The following is a 17,934-nucleotide window of genomic DNA, read 5'->3' on the forward strand; positions in this document are numbered from 1 at the left end:
CCCGCACCTCCGCCCCACGGTTAATGACGGGCGGTTATGCCGGGGTGGCCGCCCCCGGTCCGGGGGGCCGGCCTCCAGTCATGTCGCCGTTACTTCTTCCTGCCCTTGTTGCCGCCGCGCTTCTCGCGCACCCGCACCGAGATGTGGATCGGGGTGCCCTCGAAGCCGAACTCCTCGCGCAGTCGGCGCTCGATGAAGCGCCGGTAACCCGCCTCGATGAAGCCGGAGGCGAAGAGGACGAACCGCGGGGGCTTGGTCCCGGCCTGCGTGCCGAAGAGGATGCGCGGCTGCTTGCCGCCCCGGACCGGGTGCGGGTGGGCCGCGACCAACTCGCCCAGGAAGGCGTTGAGGCGGCCCGTCGGAACGCGGGTCTCCCAGCCGGCCAGGGCGGTCTCGATCGCCGGGACCAGCTTCTCCATGTGCCGGCCGGTCTGCGCCGAGACGTTCACCCGGGGCGCCCAGGCCACCTGGGCGAACTCGGTCTCGATCTCCCGCTCCAGGTAGTAGCGGCGCTCCTCGTCGAGGGTGTCCCACTTGTTGTAGGCGATGACGAGGGCGCGGCCCGCGTCGACGGCCATGGTGACGATGCGCTGGTCCTGGACCGAGATGGACTCGGATGCGTCGATCAGGATGACCGCCACCTCGGCCTTCTCGACGGCGGCCGCGGTGCGCAGCGAGGCGTAGTAGTCGGCGCCCTGCTGGAGGTGGACGCGCTTGCGGATGCCCGCAGTGTCGACGAACTTCCAGACCACCCCGCCGAGTTCGATCAGCTCGTCGACCGGGTCGCGGGTGGTGCCCGCGATCTCGTTGACGACGACGCGGTCCTCGCCGGCCACCTTGTTCAGCAGCGAGGACTTGCCGACGTTCGGGCGGCCGATGAGCGCGATGCGGCGCGGGCCGCCGACCGCGGTGCCGAAGGTCTGCGCGGGAGCCTCCGGCAGTGCCTCCAGGACGGCGTCCAGCATGTCGCCGGTGCCGCGGCCGTGCAGCGCGGAGATCGGGTGCGGCTCGCCGAGGCCCAGGGACCACAGGTAGGCCGCGTCGGCCTCGGCGCTCGGGCCGTCGACCTTGTTGGCGGCCAGCACGACGGGCTTGCCGGCCTTGCGCAGCAGCCGTACGACCGCCTCGTCGGTGTCGGTGGCGCCGACCTTGGCGTCCACGACGAAGACAACGGCGTCGGCGGTCTCGATCGCGTACTCGGCCTGCGCGGCCACGGAGGCGTCGATACCGAGGACGTCCTGCTCCCAGCCGCCGGTGTCGACGAGCTTGAAGCGGCGGCCCGCCCACTCGGCCTCGTAGCTGACCCGGTCGCGGGTGACACCGGGCTTGTCCTCGACGACCGCCTCGCGGCGGCCGATGATCCGGTTCACCAGGGTCGACTTGCCGACATTGGGGCGGCCGACGACGGCGAGCACCGGCAGCGGCCCGTGGCCTGCTTCCTCGATCGCCCCCTCGACGTCCTCGATGTCGAAGCCCTCGACGGCGGCGAGCTCCATGAACTCCGCGTACTCGGCGTCGCCGAGCGCCCCGTGATCATGCTCGAAGGCTTCCGAGCCGTCGGGCTGGCTGTGGTCGTTCATGAAGTCCGTACCTCGTCGTTCATTCGTGGTGATCGGTGGAACAGCCGTTTTGTTCGGGTTGATCCACTACTCGGTATTCAGTGTCGCTCAGCGCCCGGTCAGGCGCCTGGCGTTTTCCAGGTGTGCGGCAAGCTGCTTCTGGATGCGTTCGGTGGCCGCGTCCAGCGCCTTGCGGGTCCGCCGCCCGCTGCCGTCGCCCGCCTCGAACGGGTCGCCGAAGACGACGTCGACGCGGGTGCGCAGCGGAGGCAGTGCCTTTATCAACCGTCCGCGCCGTTCGGAACTTCCCAGTACGGCGACGGGCACGATCGGAGCCCCGCCACGCACCGCGAAGTACGCGAGGCCGGCCCGCAGGGCGGCGAAGTCACCCTCGCCACGGGTGCCCTCGGGAAAGATCCCGAGGACCCCGCCGCTCTCCAGTACGCCCACGGCACGGGTGATCGCCGTCCGGTCGGTGGTGTCACGGTCGACCTTGAGCTGGCCGATGGCGGTCAGGAACGGGTCGAGGGGCCCGATGAACGCTTCCTTCTTGATCAGGAAGTGCGTCGGCCGGGGCGCCACGCCCATCACCATAGGGCCGTCGACGTTGTGCGAGTGGTTGATCGCGAAGATCAGCGGACCGCTGGCCGGCACCTTCCAGGCGCCCAGCACGCGCGGCCTGAACAGCCCGTACATCAGGCCGACGCCGATGCGCCGCCCGACCTCGGCGCCCTTCTCCGAGGGCGCGGACCCAGAAGTCACTCAGCGACCCGCTTCTCCTCGACGAGGGTGACGACGCACTCGATGACCTGGGCCAGCGTCAGCTCGGTGGTGTCCACCTCGACGGCGTCGTCCGCCTTGGCGAGCGGTGAGGTCTTGCGGGAGGAGTCGGCCGCGTCCCGCTTGATCAGCGCCTCGCGGGTGGTGTGGACGTCCGCGCTCTTCAGCTCGCCGCTGCGCCGGGCGGCACGGGCCTCCGGAGAGGCGGTGAGGAAGACCTTCAGATCGGCGTGGGGCAGCACGGTCGTACCGATGTCCCGCCCCTCGACGACTATCCCGTTCCCGGCGGAAGCCGCCAGCGAGCGCTGGAGCTCGGTGATCCGGGTCCGCACCTCGGGTACGGCGCTCACCGCGCTGACCTTGGAGGTGACCTCCTGGGTGCGGATCGGGCCGGCCACATCCGTGCCGTCGACCGTGATCGTCGGGGCGGCCGGGTCGGTGCCGGAGATGATCTCCGGCTTGCCGGCGACGGCGGCGATCGCCGTGGGGTCCTCGATGTCGATCCCGTTGGTCACCATCCACCACGTGATCGCCCGGTACTGGGCGCCGGTGTCCAGGTAGCTCAGCCCGAGCTGGGCGGCCACGGCCTTGGACGTGCTCGACTTGCCGGTGCCCGAGGGGCCGTCGATGGCGACAATCACGGGCTGGGCGGCGCCGTATTCCACGGGGGGACACCTTCCTGGTGCGAGGCGGTGGATGTGCGGGACGCGACCGCGCCCCGCACCAGGTTACCGGGCACAGGTCACTCGTCCGGCCGCACGTCGGCTCCCTCTCGCCGCCGGCCGGCATCATCCAGCCCGTCCGGCGTTCGAGACGAGGCCCCTTCAGGGCCGAAAGCGGGGGCCCGGGGGGGGCGGCAGTCCCCGGCTACTGACGGATGGCCCACCCTCTCTCACGCAATGCGGAGGACAGCACCACCGCGGACTTCGGCTCCACCATCAGCTGCACCAGGCCGGCCTGCTGCCCGGTCGCGTGCTCGATGCGTACGTCCTCGATGTTGACGCCCGCCTGTCCGGCGTCGGCGAAGATGCGGGCCAGCTGCCCCGGTTGGTCGTCGATGAGCACCGCGACCACCTCGTACTCCCGCGGAGCGGCCCCGTGCTTCCCGGGGACCCGGACCTGGCCCGCGTTGCCGCGGCGCAGCACGTCCTGGATGCCGCCGGCGCCCTCGCGGCGCTTGGCGTCGTCGGAGGACTGGAGGGAGCGCAGGGCCTGGACGGTCTCGTCCAGGTCGGCGGCGACGTCGGTGAGCAGGTCGGCGACCGGTCCCGGGTTCGCGGACAGGATGTCGATCCACATGCCGGGATCGGAGGCGGCGATCCGGGTGACGTCCCGGATGCCCTGCCCGCACAGCCGGACGGCGGCCTCCTCGGCGTGCTCCAGACGCGCCGCGACCAGGCTGGAGACCAGGTGCGGCATGTGGGAGACCAGTGCCACCGCCCGGTCGTGGGCGTCCGCGTCCATGACCACCGGGACGGCACGGCAGTGCGAGACCAGTTCCAGGGCGAGGTTGAGCACCTCGGTGTCGGTGTCCCGGGTCGGCGTCAGCACCCACGGGCGGCCCTCGAACAGGTCGCCGGTCGCGGCCAGCGGGCCCGACTTCTCGCGGCCGGACATGGGGTGGCTGCCGATGTAGGCCGACAGGTCGAGGCCGAGCGCCTGCAGCTCGCGGCGCGGCCCCCCCTTCACGCTGGCCACGTCGAGGTAGCCGCGGGCCACCCCCCGGCGCATCGCGTCGGCGAGCACAGCGGCCACATGGGCGGGCGGAGCGGCGACGATCGCGAGGTCGACCGGGCCCCCCGGCTCCTCGTCGGTGCCGGCGCCGAGCGCCGCCGCCGTACGGGCCTGTCCGGAGTCGTGGTCGGCGAGGTGGACGACGACGCCCCGCTGGGTGAGGGCCAGCGCGGCGGACGTACCGATCAGCCCGGTTCCGATGACGAGCGCGGTCCTCACTGCGCGATGTCCCTGCGCAGGGCGGCGGCGGCACCGAGGTAGACATGGCTGATGTCGGCGCGCGCCCGGTCGGACTCGACGTGCGCGAGGATGCGGACGACGCGCGGCATGGCGCCCGCGATGTCGAGTTCCTGGGCGCAGATCAGCGGCACGTCGACGATGCCGAGCTTGCGGGCCGCGGCCGCCGGGAAGTCGCTGTGCAGATCCGGTGTGGCCGTGAACCAGATGCTGATCAGGTCGTCGGCGCTGAGCGAGTTGCGCTCCAGGACGGCGGTGAGCAGGGCCCCGACCTGCTCGTCCATGTGGCCCGCCTCGTCCCGCTCGAGTTGGACGGCTCCCCGGACCGCTCGTACCGCCACGGCGCTGCTCCTTGCTCACGTACTCACTCACGTACCCGCGCACCGACGTGCCGACTACGGCTCCTGACGCAGCCAGCCTAGTCAGCCCGCCCCGGTCCGGTGCGCGCCGCCCGCGTGCCGAGACGGGAACGCCTCCGTACGCCCTTTACGGCGCGTGCGGCCTGCGCTCTCATGGCACTCTGACGGCAGGACACCCACATCGGGGAAGGCCCGGCATGAAGCGTCCAGGACCCCTGCTCACCCTTCTCGCGGGACTGGTACTCGGCCTGTTCCTGCTGACGCTCGACGCGACGACGGGGACGAAGCCCGCCTCGTCCCCGTACGAGGAGAGGTCACCGACCCCGGCCCCCGCCCGGAGCGCGGCCTCTCCCGCGCCCTCCCCCACTCCCTCTCCGTCCCGGCTCCCGGCCGCCGACGCCGACTACGCCGGCCGCACGGACGACGACGCGGCGTCGATCGCCGTCTCCGTCCGTGACGGCAAGGCGATCGCGTACTTCTGCGACGGGCGCACGAAGGAGTCCTGGCTCAAGGGCGACGTCGGTGCCGACGGCACGCTGCGTCTCACCGGGAAGAACGGCGCGAAGCTGGACGGCACGCTGGAGGACGGGAAAGTGATCGACGGCACGGTGGACGTCGGCGGAGGGCACCACGCCTTCACGGCGGACCGGGCGAAGAAGCCGTCCGGGCTGTGGCGGGCGACGGCCACCGTGCGCTCCGCGAAGATCGACGGCGGCTGGATCGTACTGCGGGACGGCAGCCAGGTCGGCATCGTCACCCGAGACGGCGAGCCCTCCCCCGCGCCCCGCATCGACCCGCGGACCGGCGTGGTGACGGTCGACGGACAGCAGCTCACGGCCCGCCCCGCCACCCCCTGACCCCTTCGAGCAGGGAGCCACCATGACCGTCGACCCGAACGCCGCCACCCAGGGCTTCCCCGGACCCGGGCGGCCCGGCCCGCACCCGGCCCGCTATCTGGTGCCGGCGCTCGCCGCCGCCGCCGTGGCGCTCGCCCTGGGCGTGTACGGCAAGGTGCACGACCCGGCCGGGACGGCCTTCAACCTGGCCGGCTTCAGCAGCACGGGCGCGGTCAAGTCGTGGCTGGCGACGACCGCGATGTTCTTCGCGCTGGTCCAGCTCGTCTCGGCGCTGATGCTCTACGGAAAGCTGCCGGGGCCTGCCTGGTCCGGCACGCTGCACCGCTGGTCCGGCCGCGCGGCTTTCCTGATCGCGGTCCCGGTTGCGGTGCACTGCTTGTACGCGCTTGGCTATCAGACATACGAAACGCGCGTTATGTGGCACTCCCTCCTGGGTTGCTTCTTCTTCGGCGCATTCAGTGCCAAGATGCTGCTGCTCCGCTCGGAGCGACTCCCGGGATGGCTGCTGCCGGTCGTCGGCGGACTCGTCTTCGCCGTGCTCACGACCATCTGGCTGACCTCGGCCCTCTGGTTCTTCCGCACCTTCGGAGTGACGACATGACCCTCCCCGCGACACGGCGCACGGTTCTCCTGGCGACGGGCGGCGCGGCAGCGGCGCTCACGGCGGGCTGTAGCGACTACGGCGACAACAACGGCTCGTCCTCCGAGAAGTCCTCCGCCACCTCGGCCGCCGGGCAGCTGGCGAAGACGACCGACATCCCGGTCGGCGGCGGCAAGATCTTCGCGGACCAGAAGGTCGTCGTCACCCAGCCCGCCAAGGACGACTTCAAGGCCTTCTCCGCGATCTGCACCCACATGGGCTGCATCGTGAACAAGGTCGCGGACGGCACCATCGACTGTCCGTGCCACGGCAGCAAGTACCACATCGCCGACGGCTCGGTGGCCGGTGGCCCGGCCCCGAAGCCGCTGCCCGCGAAGCAGATCGCCGTGGAGGGCGGCGCCATCAAACTGACGTGATCAAGCCGGCCTGATCACTGGTCCCAGAGCGCCCCGAGCGTCACCAGCTCCCCCTGGTACTCGATCCGGTCCGCCCACGCCGTCGGCCAGGCGTCGGCCCCGGCGTACGCGCCCGCGAAGGCGCCCGCAAGACAGGCGATGGAGTCGGAGTCCCCGGACGAACAGGCGGCCCGGCGCAGCGCGGTCACCGGTTCGTCGGGGAAGAGCAGGAAGCACAGCAGACCGGTGGCCATGGCCTCCTCGGCGATCCACCCCGCCCCGGTGGCCAGGCACGGGTCGCTCTCGGGATCAGGGTCGCGCAGGGCCTCCTGGAGGCGCTCCAGCACGTCCAGGCAGTCGTCCCAGCCGCGCTCGATGAAGCGCTCCGGGCCGGGGTCCTGACTGCGGGTCCACAGGTCACCGAGCCAGCGGTGGTGGTAGCGGGAGCGGTTGTCGACGGCGTACGCCCTGAGGAGCCCGATCAGGGCCGCCGGCTCGGCACCCTGGGTGAGCAGCCGTACGGCGTGCGCGGTGAGGTCGGACGCGGCGAGCGCGGTGGGGTGCCCGTGGGTGAGGGCGGACTGGAGCTGGGCGGCCCCGGCACGCTGCTCCTCGCTGAGCCCGGGGGCCAGGCCGACGGGGGCGACGCGCATGTTGGCACCGCAGCCCTTGGAGCCGATCTGGCTGGCGTCGCGCCAGTCGCGCTTCTCGTCCTTGAGCAGGTTGCAGGCGGTCAGGCAGGTCCGCCCAGGGGCCCGGTTGTTGTCCGGTGACTGGTACCAGTCCACGAACTCCCCGCGCAGCGGGCGGGCCAGTGCCGTCGGTACGAGCAGCCCCCGGTCCATCGCCGTCCGCATGGCTCGCCCGAGTGCGAGGGTCATCTGGGTGTCGTCGGAGACGAAGGCGCGCTTCGGCAGCTCCATCTGCCGCCAGGGGCCGCACTTGGCGAGGATCGACGGAATGTCGTTGAACTCGGTGGGGAACCCGAGCGCGTCCCCCAGCGCGAGTCCCAGCAGGGACCCGGTGGCGCGCTTCCTGACGGTGGTCGAGGTGGTCATGCGGATCGTCCTTCCCGGGGCGGTCGCAGCAGGGGCGGGTGCAGCGCGGTGGCGCCGCCCGCTCGGTAGAGGGCGGCGGGCTTGCCGCGGCCGCCGGTCAGGCGTACGGCCCCGGGTACGGGTTCGACGAAACCCGCACTGGCGAGCACCTTGCGACGGAAGTTGGGGCGGTCGAGCCCTGTCCCCCACACCGTCTCGTAGCACTGCTGGAGTTCCCCGAGGGTGAACTCGGGCGGGCAGAAGGCCGTGGCGAGACAGGTGTACTCGAACTTGGCGCCGACCCGCTCGTGGGCGTCGGCCAGGATGCGGTCGTGGTCGAAGGCGAGCGGCTCCGTGCCGTCGTACGGCAGCCAGCAGGCACGGGCCGCGTCGCCGCCGCCCGTCGGCTCGGGGGCGTCGGGCAGCAGGGCGGCGAAGGCGACGGACACGACCCGCATCCGGGGGTCGCGGTCGGGCTCGCTGTAGGTGCGCAACTGCTCGAGGTGCAGCCCGGAGACGTCCTTCAGGCCGGTCTCCTCGGCGAGTTCGCGCCGGGCGGCCGTCTCGGCGGACTCGTCCGGGCGCACGAAGCCCCCGGGCAGCGCCCACCGGCCGGCGTACGGCTCCTGGCCGCGCTCGACGAGCAGCACGTGCAGGGCGCCCGCGCGGAGCGTGAGGACGGCGAGGTCGACCGTGACGGCGAAGGGTTCGTGGGCGTACCTGTCGTAACCCCGCACGACGAACACCCCCTCTTAATAGTCACTACGACTATAAAAAGGGGGTGCGGTCGCGCACAAGGGCCGGGAGCCTCAGGAGTCCATAAAGCCTGAGCCTCGGGAGTCCTTGGCCTCGGGAGTGCCTAGAGGTCGACTTCCTTCATCAGCATGCCGACCTCGGTGTTGGACAGCCGTCGCAGCCAGCCCGACTTCTGGTCACCCAGGGTGATCGGGCCGAAGGAGACGCGGACGAGCTTGTCGACCGGGAAGCCGGCCTCCGCCAGCATCCGGCGCACGATGTGCTTGCGGCCCTCGTGCAGGGTCACCTCGACCAGGTAGTTCTTGCCGGTCTGCTCGACGACCCGGAAGTGGTCCGCCTTCGCGTACCCGTCCTCCAGCTGGATGCCGTCCTTCAGCCGCTTGCCCAGGTCACGCGGGATCGGGCCCACGATGTGCGCGAGGTAGACCTTCTTCACGCCGTACTTGGGGTGGGTCAGCCGGTGCGCCAGCTCGCCGTGGTTGGTGAGCAGGATGACGCCCTCGGTCTCGGTGTCGAGCCGCCCCACGTGGAACAGCCGCGTCTCGCGGTTGGTCACGTAGTCGCCGAGGCACTGACGGCCCTCGGTGTCCTCCATCGTGGAGACGACGCCGGCCGGCTTGTTCAGCGAGAAGAACTGGTACGACTGGGTGGCGACCGTCAGGCCGTCGACCTTGACCTCGTCGTGCTCCGGGTCGACCCGCTTGCCCTGCTCCAGGACGATCTCGCCGTTGACCTCGACCCGCGCCTGCTCGATCAGCTCCTCGCAGGCGCGCCGGGAGCCGTAGCCCGCGCGCGCGAGGACCTTCTGCAGCCGCTCGCCCTCCTGCTCGGCGCCCGGGAAGGTCTTGGGCAGCTTGACTTCCTTCTTGCCCGCGTACCGGTCCCGGTTGCGCTCCTCGGCCCGCGTCTCGTACTCGCGGGAGCGGGCGGGCTCGGTGCGTCCAACGCGCTGCTGCCCCTGCTTGGGGCCGCCCTTGGCGCCGCCGCGGGCCGCGCCGCCGCGCCCGGCCTTCGGGCCCTCGTGGGTGGCGCCGGGACCCACGTCGTAGCGGCGCTCCTCGGGGCGGGGCTTGCCGGGGCGCTTGGGCCCGTCGTTGCGGTCTCCCGCGCCCTTGGGCCGGTCGTCGCGGCCTCCGGCGCCCCTCGACCGCTCGTCGCGGCCTCCGGCGCCCCTCGACCGCTCGTCGCGGCCTCCCGCGCCCCTCGACCGCTCGTCACGCCCTCCGGCGCCCCTCGACCGCTCGTCGCGGCCTCCCGCGCCCCTCGACCGCTCATCACGGCCTCCCGCGCCCCTCGGCTGGGAACCGCCCCCACCGGCGCCCCGGGGCTTACCGCGCCCGTTGTTGCTGCCACTGCCACTGCCACTGCTTCGCATCAAAGTTCCGTCGTCGTCGTGTCGTCTGCATCTGCATCCGGTGCGTCCGGATCGAACGACGGGACCCCTTCCAGCATCTCGGCCTCGATCGCCTCCGCCTCGGGGAGAAAGGGCGCGAGCTCCGGGAGCTCGTCCAGGCCGCGCAGGCCCATCCGCTCCAGAAAGTAGTTCGTCGTCACGTACAGGATCGCACCTGTTTCGGGTTCCGCGCCCGCCTCCTCGACCAGACCGCGCTGGAGCAGGGTGCGCATCACGCCGTCGCAGTTCACTCCGCGCACCGCGGAGACCCTGCTGCGGCCGACCGGCTGGCGGTACGCGACGACCGCCAGGGTCTCCAGCGCCGCCTGGGTGAGCCGGGCCTGCTGGCCGTCCAGCACGAAGCCCTCGACGGCCGCCGCGTACTCGGGCCGGGTGTAGAACCGCCAGCCGCCCGCGACGAGCCTGAGCTCGAAACCGCGCCCCTGCACGGTGTACTCGTCGGCCAGCTCGCGCAGCGCGTCCGCGATCCTGCGCCGGGGCCGCTGGAGGATCTTCGCGAGGTGCTCCTCGGTCGCGGGCTCGTCGACGACCATCAGGACGGCCTCCAGGGCCGGCTTGAGGTCGAGTGCGGCGACGGTCTCCTCGCTCATGTCCTCGCCTCCTTCTCGGGCGCCTCGGGCGGCCGGTCGAACTCGTCCGTGACCATCGGCCGCGCGTTGCCGTCCCCACCGGTCCAGCGCACCAGCAGCTCACCGAGCGCGGTCTCCTGGTCGAGGGCGACGGCCTTCTCCCGGTACAGCTCGAGGAGCGCGAGGAAGCGGGCCACGACGGTGAGGGTGTCCTCGGTGTCGTCGACCAGCGTCCGGAAACTGGCCTCGCCGAGCTCCCTGAGCCGCGCGACCACGATCCCGGCCTGCTCCTGCACGCTCACCAGCGGGGCGTGGATGTGGTCCACGTACACCTGCGGCTTGGCTCTGGGCTGCATCGCCTTCACCGCCAGCCGCGCGAACCCCTCCGCGCCGATGCTGATGACGACCTCGGGGAGCAGCGCCGCGTGGTGCGGTTCCAGACCGACGGTACGGGGGTAGCGCCGGGCCTCGCTCTCGAGCCGCTGCGTGAAGACGTCGGCGACCCGCTTGTAGGCCCGGTACTGGAGCAGCCGGGCGAACAGCAGGTCGCGGGCCTCCAGCAGGGCCAGGTCGGCCTCGTCCTCGACCTCCGCGGCGGGCAGCAGCCGGGCCGCCTTGAGATCGAGCAGCGTGGCGGCCACGACCAGGAACTCGGTCGTCTGGTCCAGGTCCCAGTCCGGGCCCATCGCCCGGATGTACGCCATGAACTCGTCGGTGACCTGCGAGAGCGCGACCTCGGTCACGTCCAGTTTGTGCTTGGAGATCAACTGGAGCAGCAGATCGAAGGGCCCCTCGAAGTTCGAGAGACGGACCTTGAAGACGCCGTCACGGGACTCAGAGGGCTCAGGGGCCCCGGGGAGCCCCGAGGGCCCGGAAAGCTCGACTGCGGGCGACTGCGACCGCTCAGTCCCACCGCCACCCCTCCCGTCGGCAGGAAGCGCAGGCTCGACGAGGCCCGGCGGCACGCCAGGCATCGAGGCCGACGCCGCCTCCGCCAAAGAGGACTCCGAACGCCCGACAGCGGGCCGCCGCGACCCCTCGGGCCCACCACCCCGCCCTTCGGCAGAAGGCGCAGGCTCAACCGCGCCCGACGGCGCATCGGGCGCCGAGGCCGGCGGCGCCTCCGGCGGCGGAGGTGGGACGGCCGCCTCCGGCGGAGCCGATCCCGGCCCGCGCCCCAGCGCACGCCTGCGACCGGCTGAACCGCCGGAGGCAGATGCGGGAGCGTCGTTCGAGGTCATGGCCCTCGCAGGCTACCGCTACCGCCCGCGAAGTCGTCGTACGAGGATGCTGGCGTCCCCGCGGCTCTCCAGGTCGGCGAGGACCACGGCGACCGCCTCGCGGACGATGCGCCCCCGGTCCACGGCCAGCCCGTGTTCGCCCCGGAGCACCAGACGGGCGTGCTCCAGGTCCATGAGCTCCTCGGCGGAGACATAGACGGTGATCTTCTCGTCGTGCCGCTCCCGGCCGCTGGGCCTGCGGGACGGCTGCCGTCCGCGCTTGCGCGACTGGGCGTCGGCGGAGGCAGAACCTTCCTGCTGGCCCTGCCGGCGCTCGGAGCGCTCCCCGGGGACGCCCCGGGTGCGGGACTCCCCTGCGTCGGTCTGACCCGTGCCGGCCGCCGCGTGCTCGGCACCCTCGCCGTCACCGCCCTGCGCGGGCACGGCCTGCGGCGCGTCCTCCGCGCCGCCGGCCGCCACCCCGTCGCTCTCGCCGGCCGGAGCCGGCACCCGGGCCTCGCCGTTGGCGGAACGCCGGGACGCGGACGGCTGAAGCGCCATTCCCCCTGTCGTACGGAAGAGTTCGTCGGCCCCCGGCAGACTCACTCGGCGGGACACCGGGCGAGCACCTCCCTGGCGAGCTGACGGTAGGCGGCGGCGCCGACTGAGTTGGAGGCGTACGTGGTGATCGGCTCACCGGCGACCGTGGTCTCCGGGAAGCGGACCGTGCGCCCGATGACCGTGTGGTACACGTGGTCGTCGAAGGCCTCGACAACCCGCGCGAGCACCTCACGGCTGTGCACGGTGCGCGAGTCGTACATCGTGGCGAGGATCCCGTCGAGTTCCAGCTCCGGGTTGAGCCGTTCCTGGACCTTCTCGATGGTCTCGGTCAGCAGCGCCACGCCCCGGAGGGCGAAGAACTCGCACTCCAGCGGCACTATCACCTTGTGAGCGGCCGTCAGGGCGTTCACGGTGAGCAGACCGAGCGAGGGCTGACAGTCGATGACGATGTAGTCGTAGTCGTCCATCAGCGGCTTGAGCGCACGCTGGAGCGTGGACTCGCGCGCGACCTCGGAGACCAACTGGACCTCGGCGGCCGACAGGTCGATGTTGCTGGGCAGCAGGTCCATGTTCGGGACCGCCGTCTTGAGGAGCACCTCGTCCGCCGCCATTCCCCGCTCCATGAGCAGGTTGTAGACGGTGAGGTCGAGCTCCATGGGATTGACACCGAGACCGACCGACAGCGCGCCCTGCGGGTCGAAGTCCACGAGCAGCACGCGCCGGCCGTACTCCGCGAGCGCGGCACCCAGGTTGATGGTCGACGTGGTCTTGCCCACGCCGCCCTTCTGGTTGCACATCGCGATGATCGTCGCGGGGCCGTGCTGGGTCAGCGGGCCCGGGATCGGGAAGTACGGCAGCGGGCGTCCGGTCGGACCGACGCGCTCACGGCGCTGTCGGGCCGCGTCGGGCGCGAGCGTGGCCGCGTATTCCGGGTCCGGCTCGTACTCGGCATCGGGATCGTAGAAGTGCCCTTCGGGCAGTTCGTCGTAGTCGGCGAAGTGGTTGCGGGGCGCGCCACTCCCGTCGCCGGCCATGGCGTTCACGTAATGGCCATCCATGCTCTGGGGTGCTGACAGAGCCATATGGGGGCTGCGCTGGCTCTGGTGGGCTGCGAAGGTTCGGACAGCGACGGAGCCGACAGCCTCGAGCCCCGCGGAAACCCGGGCCCGCGTCGGCATTCCTGGTTGACCACCCCCGGGAGCAAATGTCGACTCATTCACAAGTCGTCTTACCTCCTTGGTGACCAGGAAACTTCTAGACAAGGTCAGCGTGGCACCATGCCGACGGTTGGCGACTCTATGGCGTGTCGGGCGTCCGCAGCAACACAATCCGCCGGACCCGGCCCGATGTGTCGGCAATGAAACATCCCGCTGTCAAGGGCGTACGGCCGTCGCACGGCAGGTTTCGCCGGTGTACGAATCGGTCCAAGGGTTACGTTCGAGGCGAGTTGACCGAGAGCCGCAAAGTGACCATACACACATCCGGCCGGACCTTGTCGGGCAAGGTCCGGCCGGGTGCGCGCGGTTGACGACCTGTGTTGACGTATCGCCTTTTCCCCCCGGGTCACTTGGCCGAGCGGCTCGGCGCGGGACTCAGCCGAGCAGGGACTCCAGTTCCACGTGCTCCAGGCCGTGCGCCTCCGCGACCTCGCGGTAAACGACTTTTCCGTCATGGGCGTTGAGACCCTTGGCCAGCGCGGGATCACGGCGCAGCGCCTCCACCCAGCCCTTGTCGGCGAGTTCGACGATGTAGGGCAGCGTGGCGTTGGTGAGCGCGTAGGTGGAGGTGTTGGGGACCGCGCCGGGCATGTTGGCGACGCAGTAGAAGACCGACCCGTGGACCGGGAAGGTCGGCTCGGCGTGGGTGGTCGGACGGGAGTCCTCGAAGCAGCCTCCCTGATCGATCGCGATGTCGACAAGGACACTTCCGGGCTTCATCCGGGACACCAGTTCGTTGGTGACCAGCTTGGGGGCCTTGGCTCCCGGGATGAGGACGGCGCCGATGACGAGGTCGGCCTCGAGGCAGGCCTTCTCGAGTTCGAAGGCGTTGGAGACGACCGTCTGGATCTTCGTACCGAAGATCTTGTCGGCCTCCTTGAGCTTGTTGATGTCGCGGTCGAGCAGCGTCACATGGAAGCCCATGCCGATGGCGATCTGCGCGGCGTTCCAGCCGGAGACACCGCCGCCGATGACGACCGCCTTGGCGGCCAGCACACCCGGCACACCGCCGGGCAGCACACCGCGGCCGCCGTTGGCGCGCATCAGGTGGTAGGCGCCGACCTGGGGGGCCAGGCGGCCCGCGACCTCGGACATCGGGGCGAGCAGCGGCAGCGCGCGGCTCGGCAGTTCGACGGTCTCGTAGGCGATCGCCGTGGTGCCGGACTCGACGAGGGCGTCCGTGCACTCCTTGGACGCGGCCAGGTGCAGGTAGGTGAAGAGCGTCTGGTCCTTGCGGAGGCGGTGGTACTCCTCCGCGATGGGCTCCTTGACCTTGAGCAGCAGGTCGGCCGTGGCCCACACCTCGTCGGCGGTCTCGAGGATCAGCGCGCCGGCGGCCACGTACTCCTCGTCCGTGATCGACGAGCCGACACCGGCGCCTCGTTCGACGACGACCTGGTGGCCGTGGCGCACCAGCTCGTGCACACCGGCGGGGGTGATGGCCACCCGGAACTCGTTGTTCTTGACCTCGCGGGGGATGCCGACCTTCACGTGGATCACGGTCCTTGGCTCAGAGGGTGTGGGGAAACAGCAAGACATTCCCGGAGGTACAGGGCACACCGGGACACACCGCAGGAGAACGTGCGGCAGAGCCAGTCTAATGAAGGCGTTCCCGCTGTCTAGCCTTTCATTGCATCAATCTTCAGCAGGTGTACTACGGATTTCGCAGGTGTTAGCGCGGTGTTCCAGGTGATCCGCCTGTTCTGGCTCGGCCTCCGGCTCCGAATCCGGCCCCGAATCCGGCCCCGGACCCGGCTCCGGACCGGGTTCCGCATCGGGTTCCGCATCGGGTTCCGCATCGCGGTCCGGGAGCTCCTCTCCCAGGATGCGCTCGGCCGCGCCCCGGTGCAGGGCGGCCGCCGTCGGGTCGCCGAGCCGCTCCAGGGTGTCTGCCAGCCTCAGCTGCACGGCGGCCTCAAGACGCGTGTCCTCGGCGCGCCGGGCCCACTCCACGGCCTCCTCACAGGTACGCAGCGACTCCTCGGGGCGTCCCGCGTACTCCTGGACCCGGGCCAGCTCGCTCAACGCCCGCGCGTACGCGCCGACATCGCCGTTCTTGCGGTGCCCGGCGGCCGCTGCCCGCCAGGCCCGCTGCGCCTCGCCGTAGCGGCCCGCGTAGGTGTGCGCGGTGGCGATGCGGCCGTAGAGCCGGGCGGCCTCCGCGCGCTCGTCCCGGGCCAGGCGCTGGGCGAGGGCCCGTCCGAACCAGTCGGCGGCCCGGTCGTAGTCCTCGAGTTGGAGATGCGCGCCGCCTACGGATTCCATCGCGCGGCCGATCGCGTACGGGTCGTTCGCCTCGCGTCCGGCGTCCAGCGCGGCCCGGTAGCGCGTCAGCGCCTCCGCCGTACGGCCGGTCCTGGCGTCGACGTCGGCAAGATTCAGCAGGGCGGCGGCCTTCTCGCGGGGCAGGTTCCGGCGCCCGGCCACGTCCAGGACGAGCTGGTGGACGCCGTACAGGTCGGACGCCGCCGCCTGGGTGCCGAAGTGCGCGACCATCGCCCTGACCAGCTGGGACATCAGTCGGCGGGCCAGGGTGTCCAGCTCCCCGTCGGCGACCGCCAGGCGCGCCGAGGCGAGCAGGGCGGGCCGGCGGACCCGCAGCCACTCGGCGGCCGCGCGCGGGGTGGGGAAGCGCAGGGCGCCGGGGGTGCCCTGGAGCTTCTCGCGGGCCTGGAGGCTGTCGGTCTCGGTGATGGCCCGGCAGGACTGGAGCAGCCGTACCGTTCGCTCCAGCATGCGGGCCCGGGCCAGCTGGAGCTCGGCCGGGCGGTCGTGGGTCTCGGCGGCGGCGCGCAGCAGGGGGTACAGGCAGCCGGGGACCTCGTACTGGGGCAGCGGGGAGTCCACGGCCCGCAGCAGGCCCAGGGCGGTGAGGTCGTCCAGGGTGGTGCGGGCGGCTTCCACCGAGCAGCCGGCGAGCGCGGAGGCGGTGTGCGGGTCCGCGAGACCCGCCGGGGCGAGGCAGAGCAGGCGCAGTGTCCGGGCGGCGGGGGCGGGCAGCGCCGCGTGCACGAGCCGGAAGACCCGGCTGAGCGGGGAGCCCTCGTCGCTCTCCGCGTGGAGCTGCTTGGCCAGGTCGGCGACGGCCGCCTGGGGTCGCGCGGCGAGCCAGCCGCCGGCCAGGTTCAGCGCGGCGGGCTGGCCCTGGCAGGCCTCCACGAGGCCCTCGGCGGAGCGCGGGTCGACGGTGATGCGGACCGAGCCGGTGTACCGGGTCAGCAGTTCGAGGCCGGATTTGGTGTCCAGGCCGCCCAGGGTGCAGGGGCGGACGTCCGCGATGCCGGTCAGCGGTCCGGCGGAGACGGCGACGAGAAGGCACTGGGGGGCGTCGGGGAGCAGCGCGTCGACCTGTTCGGCGCCGGCCGCGTCGTCGAGCAGGAGCAGTGCGCGGCGCTCCGCGAGGGCCTGGCGCAGAAGGGCCGCGAGGTCGTCCTGGTCGGCGCCGGGCGGGGTGGGCACGTCCAGCGCGGTGAGCAGTTCACGGGCGGCGCGCTCGACCGGCACGGGCGTGCCGTCGGGCTCGGCGAGGCGGGCCCGCAGGACGCCGTCCGGGTAACGGTCGGCGACCTGCCGGACGAGCTCCTCGGCGAGCGCCGTACGCCCGGAACCGGGCCGGCCGGCGATGAGGAGCACACGCGCCCGGGGTGCTTTCCGCCCGGAGATGGTGTCCAGCCCGGTGCGCTCGATGTCGACGCGCAGTTCTTTCAACTCCCGGGTACGGCCCAGGAAATGGCCCTCTGTCGCAGCGTGTCCCGACAGCTTCACGCCGTCTGTGTCCACTGCCTGGTCCGTCACGGGCCACACTCCCGTCCCACCGCACGCGCAAGCCCGCCGGGACTCCGGATCGGGCGATTCCCGAGCCTAGTTCACGCTCTGCGACGTTCCCGGAGGAGCACGGCGGGCACCGCCGGGACATCCCCCGATCGGATCAGCCGATCGTCACACCGAAGGGGATGTGACGGACGCGGAAGGGCCTCTGGACGGGCGCGGGACGGCCGTCACGCGTCGAAGGGGCGCGCCGGCCAGGGCGCGTCCGCCGGGCGCAGCGCGTCGAGCCCGTCGCCGGTGCGAGCCGCGACCAGCGAGAGGACCCCCACGACGAGGCAGTTGCTGTGCACCTCGCCCGCGAGCACGCCCCGGACGAGCTCGTCGACCGGCACCCGCGCGTGCTCCATGTCGGCCTCCTCGTCCTCCACCTCGAAGCGCTCCCCGTCGGCCTCGGAGAGGCCGCGGGCCAGGAAGATGCGTACCGACTCGTCGCAGCCGCCCGCGGTCGGGTACACGTCGGTCAGCACCCGCCAGTCCTCGGCCTTGACGTGCGCCTCCTCGTACAGCTCGCGCTGGGCCGCGTGCAGCGGGTTCTCGCCGGGCACGTCGAGCAGACCGGCCGGGATCTCCCACAGCTTCTGCCGCACCGGGTGGCGGTACTGCTTGATGAGCAGGACACGGCCCTCGTCGTCGAGGGCGAGGACGGCCACGGACCCCGGGTGGACCTGGTAGTCCCGGCCGACCACCGAGCCGTCGGGCATGACCACCTCGTCCGTGCGGACGGAGGTCTTGTTGCCGACGAAGGGCGTCTCGGTGGACCGGATCTCCCACGCCTCGGCGGTGTCCTTGATCGTCATGCCATGCGTCCTT

18 protein-coding genes are annotated in these 17,934 nt (G+C 71.8%); 3 read left to right on the plus strand and 15 right to left on the minus strand.

The window, feature by feature from the left end; all coding sequences use genetic code 11:
- Nucleotides 1-89: 89 nt before the first annotated feature.
- The 5 genes from der to aroH all read right to left on the minus strand — a co-directional run bounded on the left by der (nt 90) and on the right by aroH (nt 4,651).
- Nucleotides 90-1,580: a ribosome biogenesis GTPase Der gene (gene der / locus ACFWBB_RS35830; RefSeq protein WP_385281277.1), complete on the minus strand. Its 1,491-nt coding sequence runs from the start codon at nt 1,578-1,580 to the stop codon at nt 90-92.
- 87 nt (nt 1,581-1,667) lie between these two features.
- The gene (locus ACFWBB_RS35835; protein WP_385281280.1) at nt 1,668-2,321 is read right to left on the minus strand and encodes a lysophospholipid acyltransferase family protein; all 654 of its coding nucleotides are present in this window, start codon (nt 2,319-2,321) and stop codon (nt 1,668-1,670) included.
- The gene (cmk, locus tag ACFWBB_RS35840) at nt 2,318-3,004 is read right to left on the minus strand and encodes a (d)CMP kinase (RefSeq protein WP_385281283.1); all 687 of its coding nucleotides are present in this window, start codon (nt 3,002-3,004) and stop codon (nt 2,318-2,320) included. The genes ACFWBB_RS35835 and cmk overlap by 4 nt, the downstream gene beginning before the upstream one ends.
- Before the next feature lie 202 nt (nt 3,005-3,206).
- Entirely contained in the window at nt 3,207-4,292 is a 1,086-nt protein-coding gene (locus ACFWBB_RS35845) for a prephenate dehydrogenase (RefSeq protein ID WP_385281286.1), read from the minus strand.
- The gene (gene aroH, locus ACFWBB_RS35850) at nt 4,289-4,651 is read right to left on the minus strand and encodes a chorismate mutase (protein WP_385281289.1); all 363 of its coding nucleotides are present in this window, start codon (nt 4,649-4,651) and stop codon (nt 4,289-4,291) included. Before aroH ends, ACFWBB_RS35845 begins: the two co-directional genes overlap by 4 nt.
- Before the next feature lie 215 nt (nt 4,652-4,866).
- Between aroH and ACFWBB_RS35855 the strand changes: the two genes are divergently transcribed.
- The 3 genes from ACFWBB_RS35855 to ACFWBB_RS35865 are packed head-to-tail and all read left to right on the plus strand — an operon-like array spanning nt 4,867 to nt 6,543.
- Nucleotides 4,867-5,526 (plus strand): hypothetical protein, encoded by a 660-nt coding sequence (locus ACFWBB_RS35855; protein WP_385281292.1) that lies wholly within the window; start codon nt 4,867-4,869, stop codon nt 5,524-5,526.
- Nucleotides 5,527-5,548: 22 nt separating this feature from the next.
- Nucleotides 5,549-6,127, plus strand: coding sequence for a DUF6529 family protein (locus ACFWBB_RS35860; protein WP_385281295.1), 579 nt, complete (start codon nt 5,549-5,551; stop codon nt 6,125-6,127).
- Nucleotides 6,124-6,543, plus strand: coding sequence for a Rieske (2Fe-2S) protein (locus ACFWBB_RS35865; protein WP_385281298.1), 420 nt, complete (start codon nt 6,124-6,126; stop codon nt 6,541-6,543). Before ACFWBB_RS35860 ends, ACFWBB_RS35865 begins: the two co-directional genes overlap by 4 nt.
- A gap of 14 nt (nt 6,544-6,557) precedes the next feature.
- Here ACFWBB_RS35865 and ACFWBB_RS35870 read toward each other — a convergent pair whose 3' ends face one another.
- The 10 genes from ACFWBB_RS35870 to ACFWBB_RS35915 all read right to left on the minus strand — a co-directional run bounded on the left by ACFWBB_RS35870 (nt 6,558) and on the right by ACFWBB_RS35915 (nt 17,921).
- Nucleotides 6,558-7,580, minus strand: coding sequence for an ADP-ribosylglycohydrolase family protein (locus ACFWBB_RS35870; protein WP_385281301.1), 1,023 nt, complete (start codon nt 7,578-7,580; stop codon nt 6,558-6,560).
- Complete coding sequence (locus ACFWBB_RS35875) at nt 7,577-8,305, minus strand: NUDIX domain-containing protein (RefSeq protein WP_385281304.1); 729 nt, start codon at nt 8,303-8,305, stop codon at nt 7,577-7,579. Before ACFWBB_RS35875 ends, ACFWBB_RS35870 begins: the two co-directional genes overlap by 4 nt.
- A gap of 113 nt (nt 8,306-8,418) precedes the next feature.
- Nucleotides 8,419-9,690, minus strand: coding sequence for a pseudouridine synthase (locus tag ACFWBB_RS35880; RefSeq protein WP_385281307.1), 1,272 nt, complete (start codon nt 9,688-9,690; stop codon nt 8,419-8,421).
- Nucleotides 9,690-10,319: an SMC-Scp complex subunit ScpB gene (gene scpB / locus ACFWBB_RS35885; RefSeq protein ID WP_385281310.1), complete on the minus strand. Its 630-nt coding sequence runs from the start codon at nt 10,317-10,319 to the stop codon at nt 9,690-9,692. The genes ACFWBB_RS35880 and scpB overlap by 1 nt, the downstream gene beginning before the upstream one ends.
- A complete protein-coding gene (locus tag ACFWBB_RS35890; protein WP_385281313.1) occupies nt 10,316-11,539 on the minus strand; it encodes a segregation and condensation protein A in 1,224 nt (407 codons plus the stop codon). Before ACFWBB_RS35890 ends, scpB begins: the two co-directional genes overlap by 4 nt.
- A gap of 18 nt (nt 11,540-11,557) precedes the next feature.
- A complete protein-coding gene (locus ACFWBB_RS35895; protein ID WP_385281316.1) occupies nt 11,558-12,136 on the minus strand; it encodes a hypothetical protein in 579 nt (192 codons plus the stop codon).
- Nucleotides 12,121-13,257 (minus strand): ParA family protein, encoded by a 1,137-nt coding sequence (locus ACFWBB_RS35900; RefSeq protein ID WP_385281319.1) that lies wholly within the window; start codon nt 13,255-13,257, stop codon nt 12,121-12,123. Before ACFWBB_RS35900 ends, ACFWBB_RS35895 begins: the two co-directional genes overlap by 16 nt.
- Before the next feature lie 414 nt (nt 13,258-13,671).
- Nucleotides 13,672-14,796: an alanine dehydrogenase gene (ald, locus tag ACFWBB_RS35905; RefSeq protein ID WP_385281322.1), complete on the minus strand. Its 1,125-nt coding sequence runs from the start codon at nt 14,794-14,796 to the stop codon at nt 13,672-13,674.
- A gap of 135 nt (nt 14,797-14,931) precedes the next feature.
- Nucleotides 14,932-17,091 carry a tetratricopeptide repeat protein gene (locus ACFWBB_RS35910; protein ID WP_385281325.1) on the minus strand — a complete coding sequence of 720 codons (2,160 nt, stop codon included), beginning with the start codon at nt 17,089-17,091 and terminating at the stop codon, nt 14,932-14,934.
- Nucleotides 17,092-17,294: 203 nt separating this feature from the next.
- Nucleotides 17,295-17,921: an NUDIX domain-containing protein gene (locus ACFWBB_RS35915; RefSeq protein WP_385281328.1), complete on the minus strand. Its 627-nt coding sequence runs from the start codon at nt 17,919-17,921 to the stop codon at nt 17,295-17,297.
- Nucleotides 17,922-17,934 lie beyond the last annotated feature (13 nt).

Origin of the sequence: Streptomyces sp. NPDC060000 (assembly GCF_042737375.1) — a bacterium.
Classification (GTDB): domain Bacteria; phylum Actinomycetota; class Actinomycetes; order Streptomycetales; family Streptomycetaceae; genus Streptomyces.

Bases quoted from the DNA above. Each gene is read 5' to 3' on its own strand.
- ACFWBB_RS35865 (WP_385281298.1), top strand. From the start codon at position 6,124: ATGACCCTCCCCGCGACACGGCGCACGGTTCTCCTGGCGACGGGCGGC.
- ACFWBB_RS35880 (WP_385281307.1), bottom strand. From the start codon at position 9,690: ATGCGAAGCAGTGGCAGTGGCAGTGGCAGCAACAACGGGCGCGGTAAG.
- der (WP_385281277.1), bottom strand. From the start codon at position 1,580: ATGAACGACCACAGCCAGCCCGACGGCTCGGAAGCCTTCGAGCATGAT.
- ACFWBB_RS35860 (WP_385281295.1), top strand. From the start codon at position 5,549: ATGACCGTCGACCCGAACGCCGCCACCCAGGGCTTCCCCGGACCCGGG.
- ACFWBB_RS35870 (WP_385281301.1), bottom strand. From the start codon at position 7,580: ATGACCACCTCGACCACCGTCAGGAAGCGCGCCACCGGGTCCCTGCTG.
- ACFWBB_RS35855 (WP_385281292.1), top strand. From the start codon at position 4,867: ATGAAGCGTCCAGGACCCCTGCTCACCCTTCTCGCGGGACTGGTACTC.
- ACFWBB_RS35890 (WP_385281313.1), bottom strand. From the start codon at position 11,539: ATGACCTCGAACGACGCTCCCGCATCTGCCTCCGGCGGTTCAGCCGGT.
- scpB (WP_385281310.1), bottom strand. From the start codon at position 10,319: ATGAGCGAGGAGACCGTCGCCGCACTCGACCTCAAGCCGGCCCTGGAG.
- ACFWBB_RS35900 (WP_385281319.1), bottom strand. From the start codon at position 13,257: ATGCCGACGCGGGCCCGGGTTTCCGCGGGGCTCGAGGCTGTCGGCTCC.
- ACFWBB_RS35915 (WP_385281328.1), bottom strand. From the start codon at position 17,921: ATGACGATCAAGGACACCGCCGAGGCGTGGGAGATCCGGTCCACCGAG.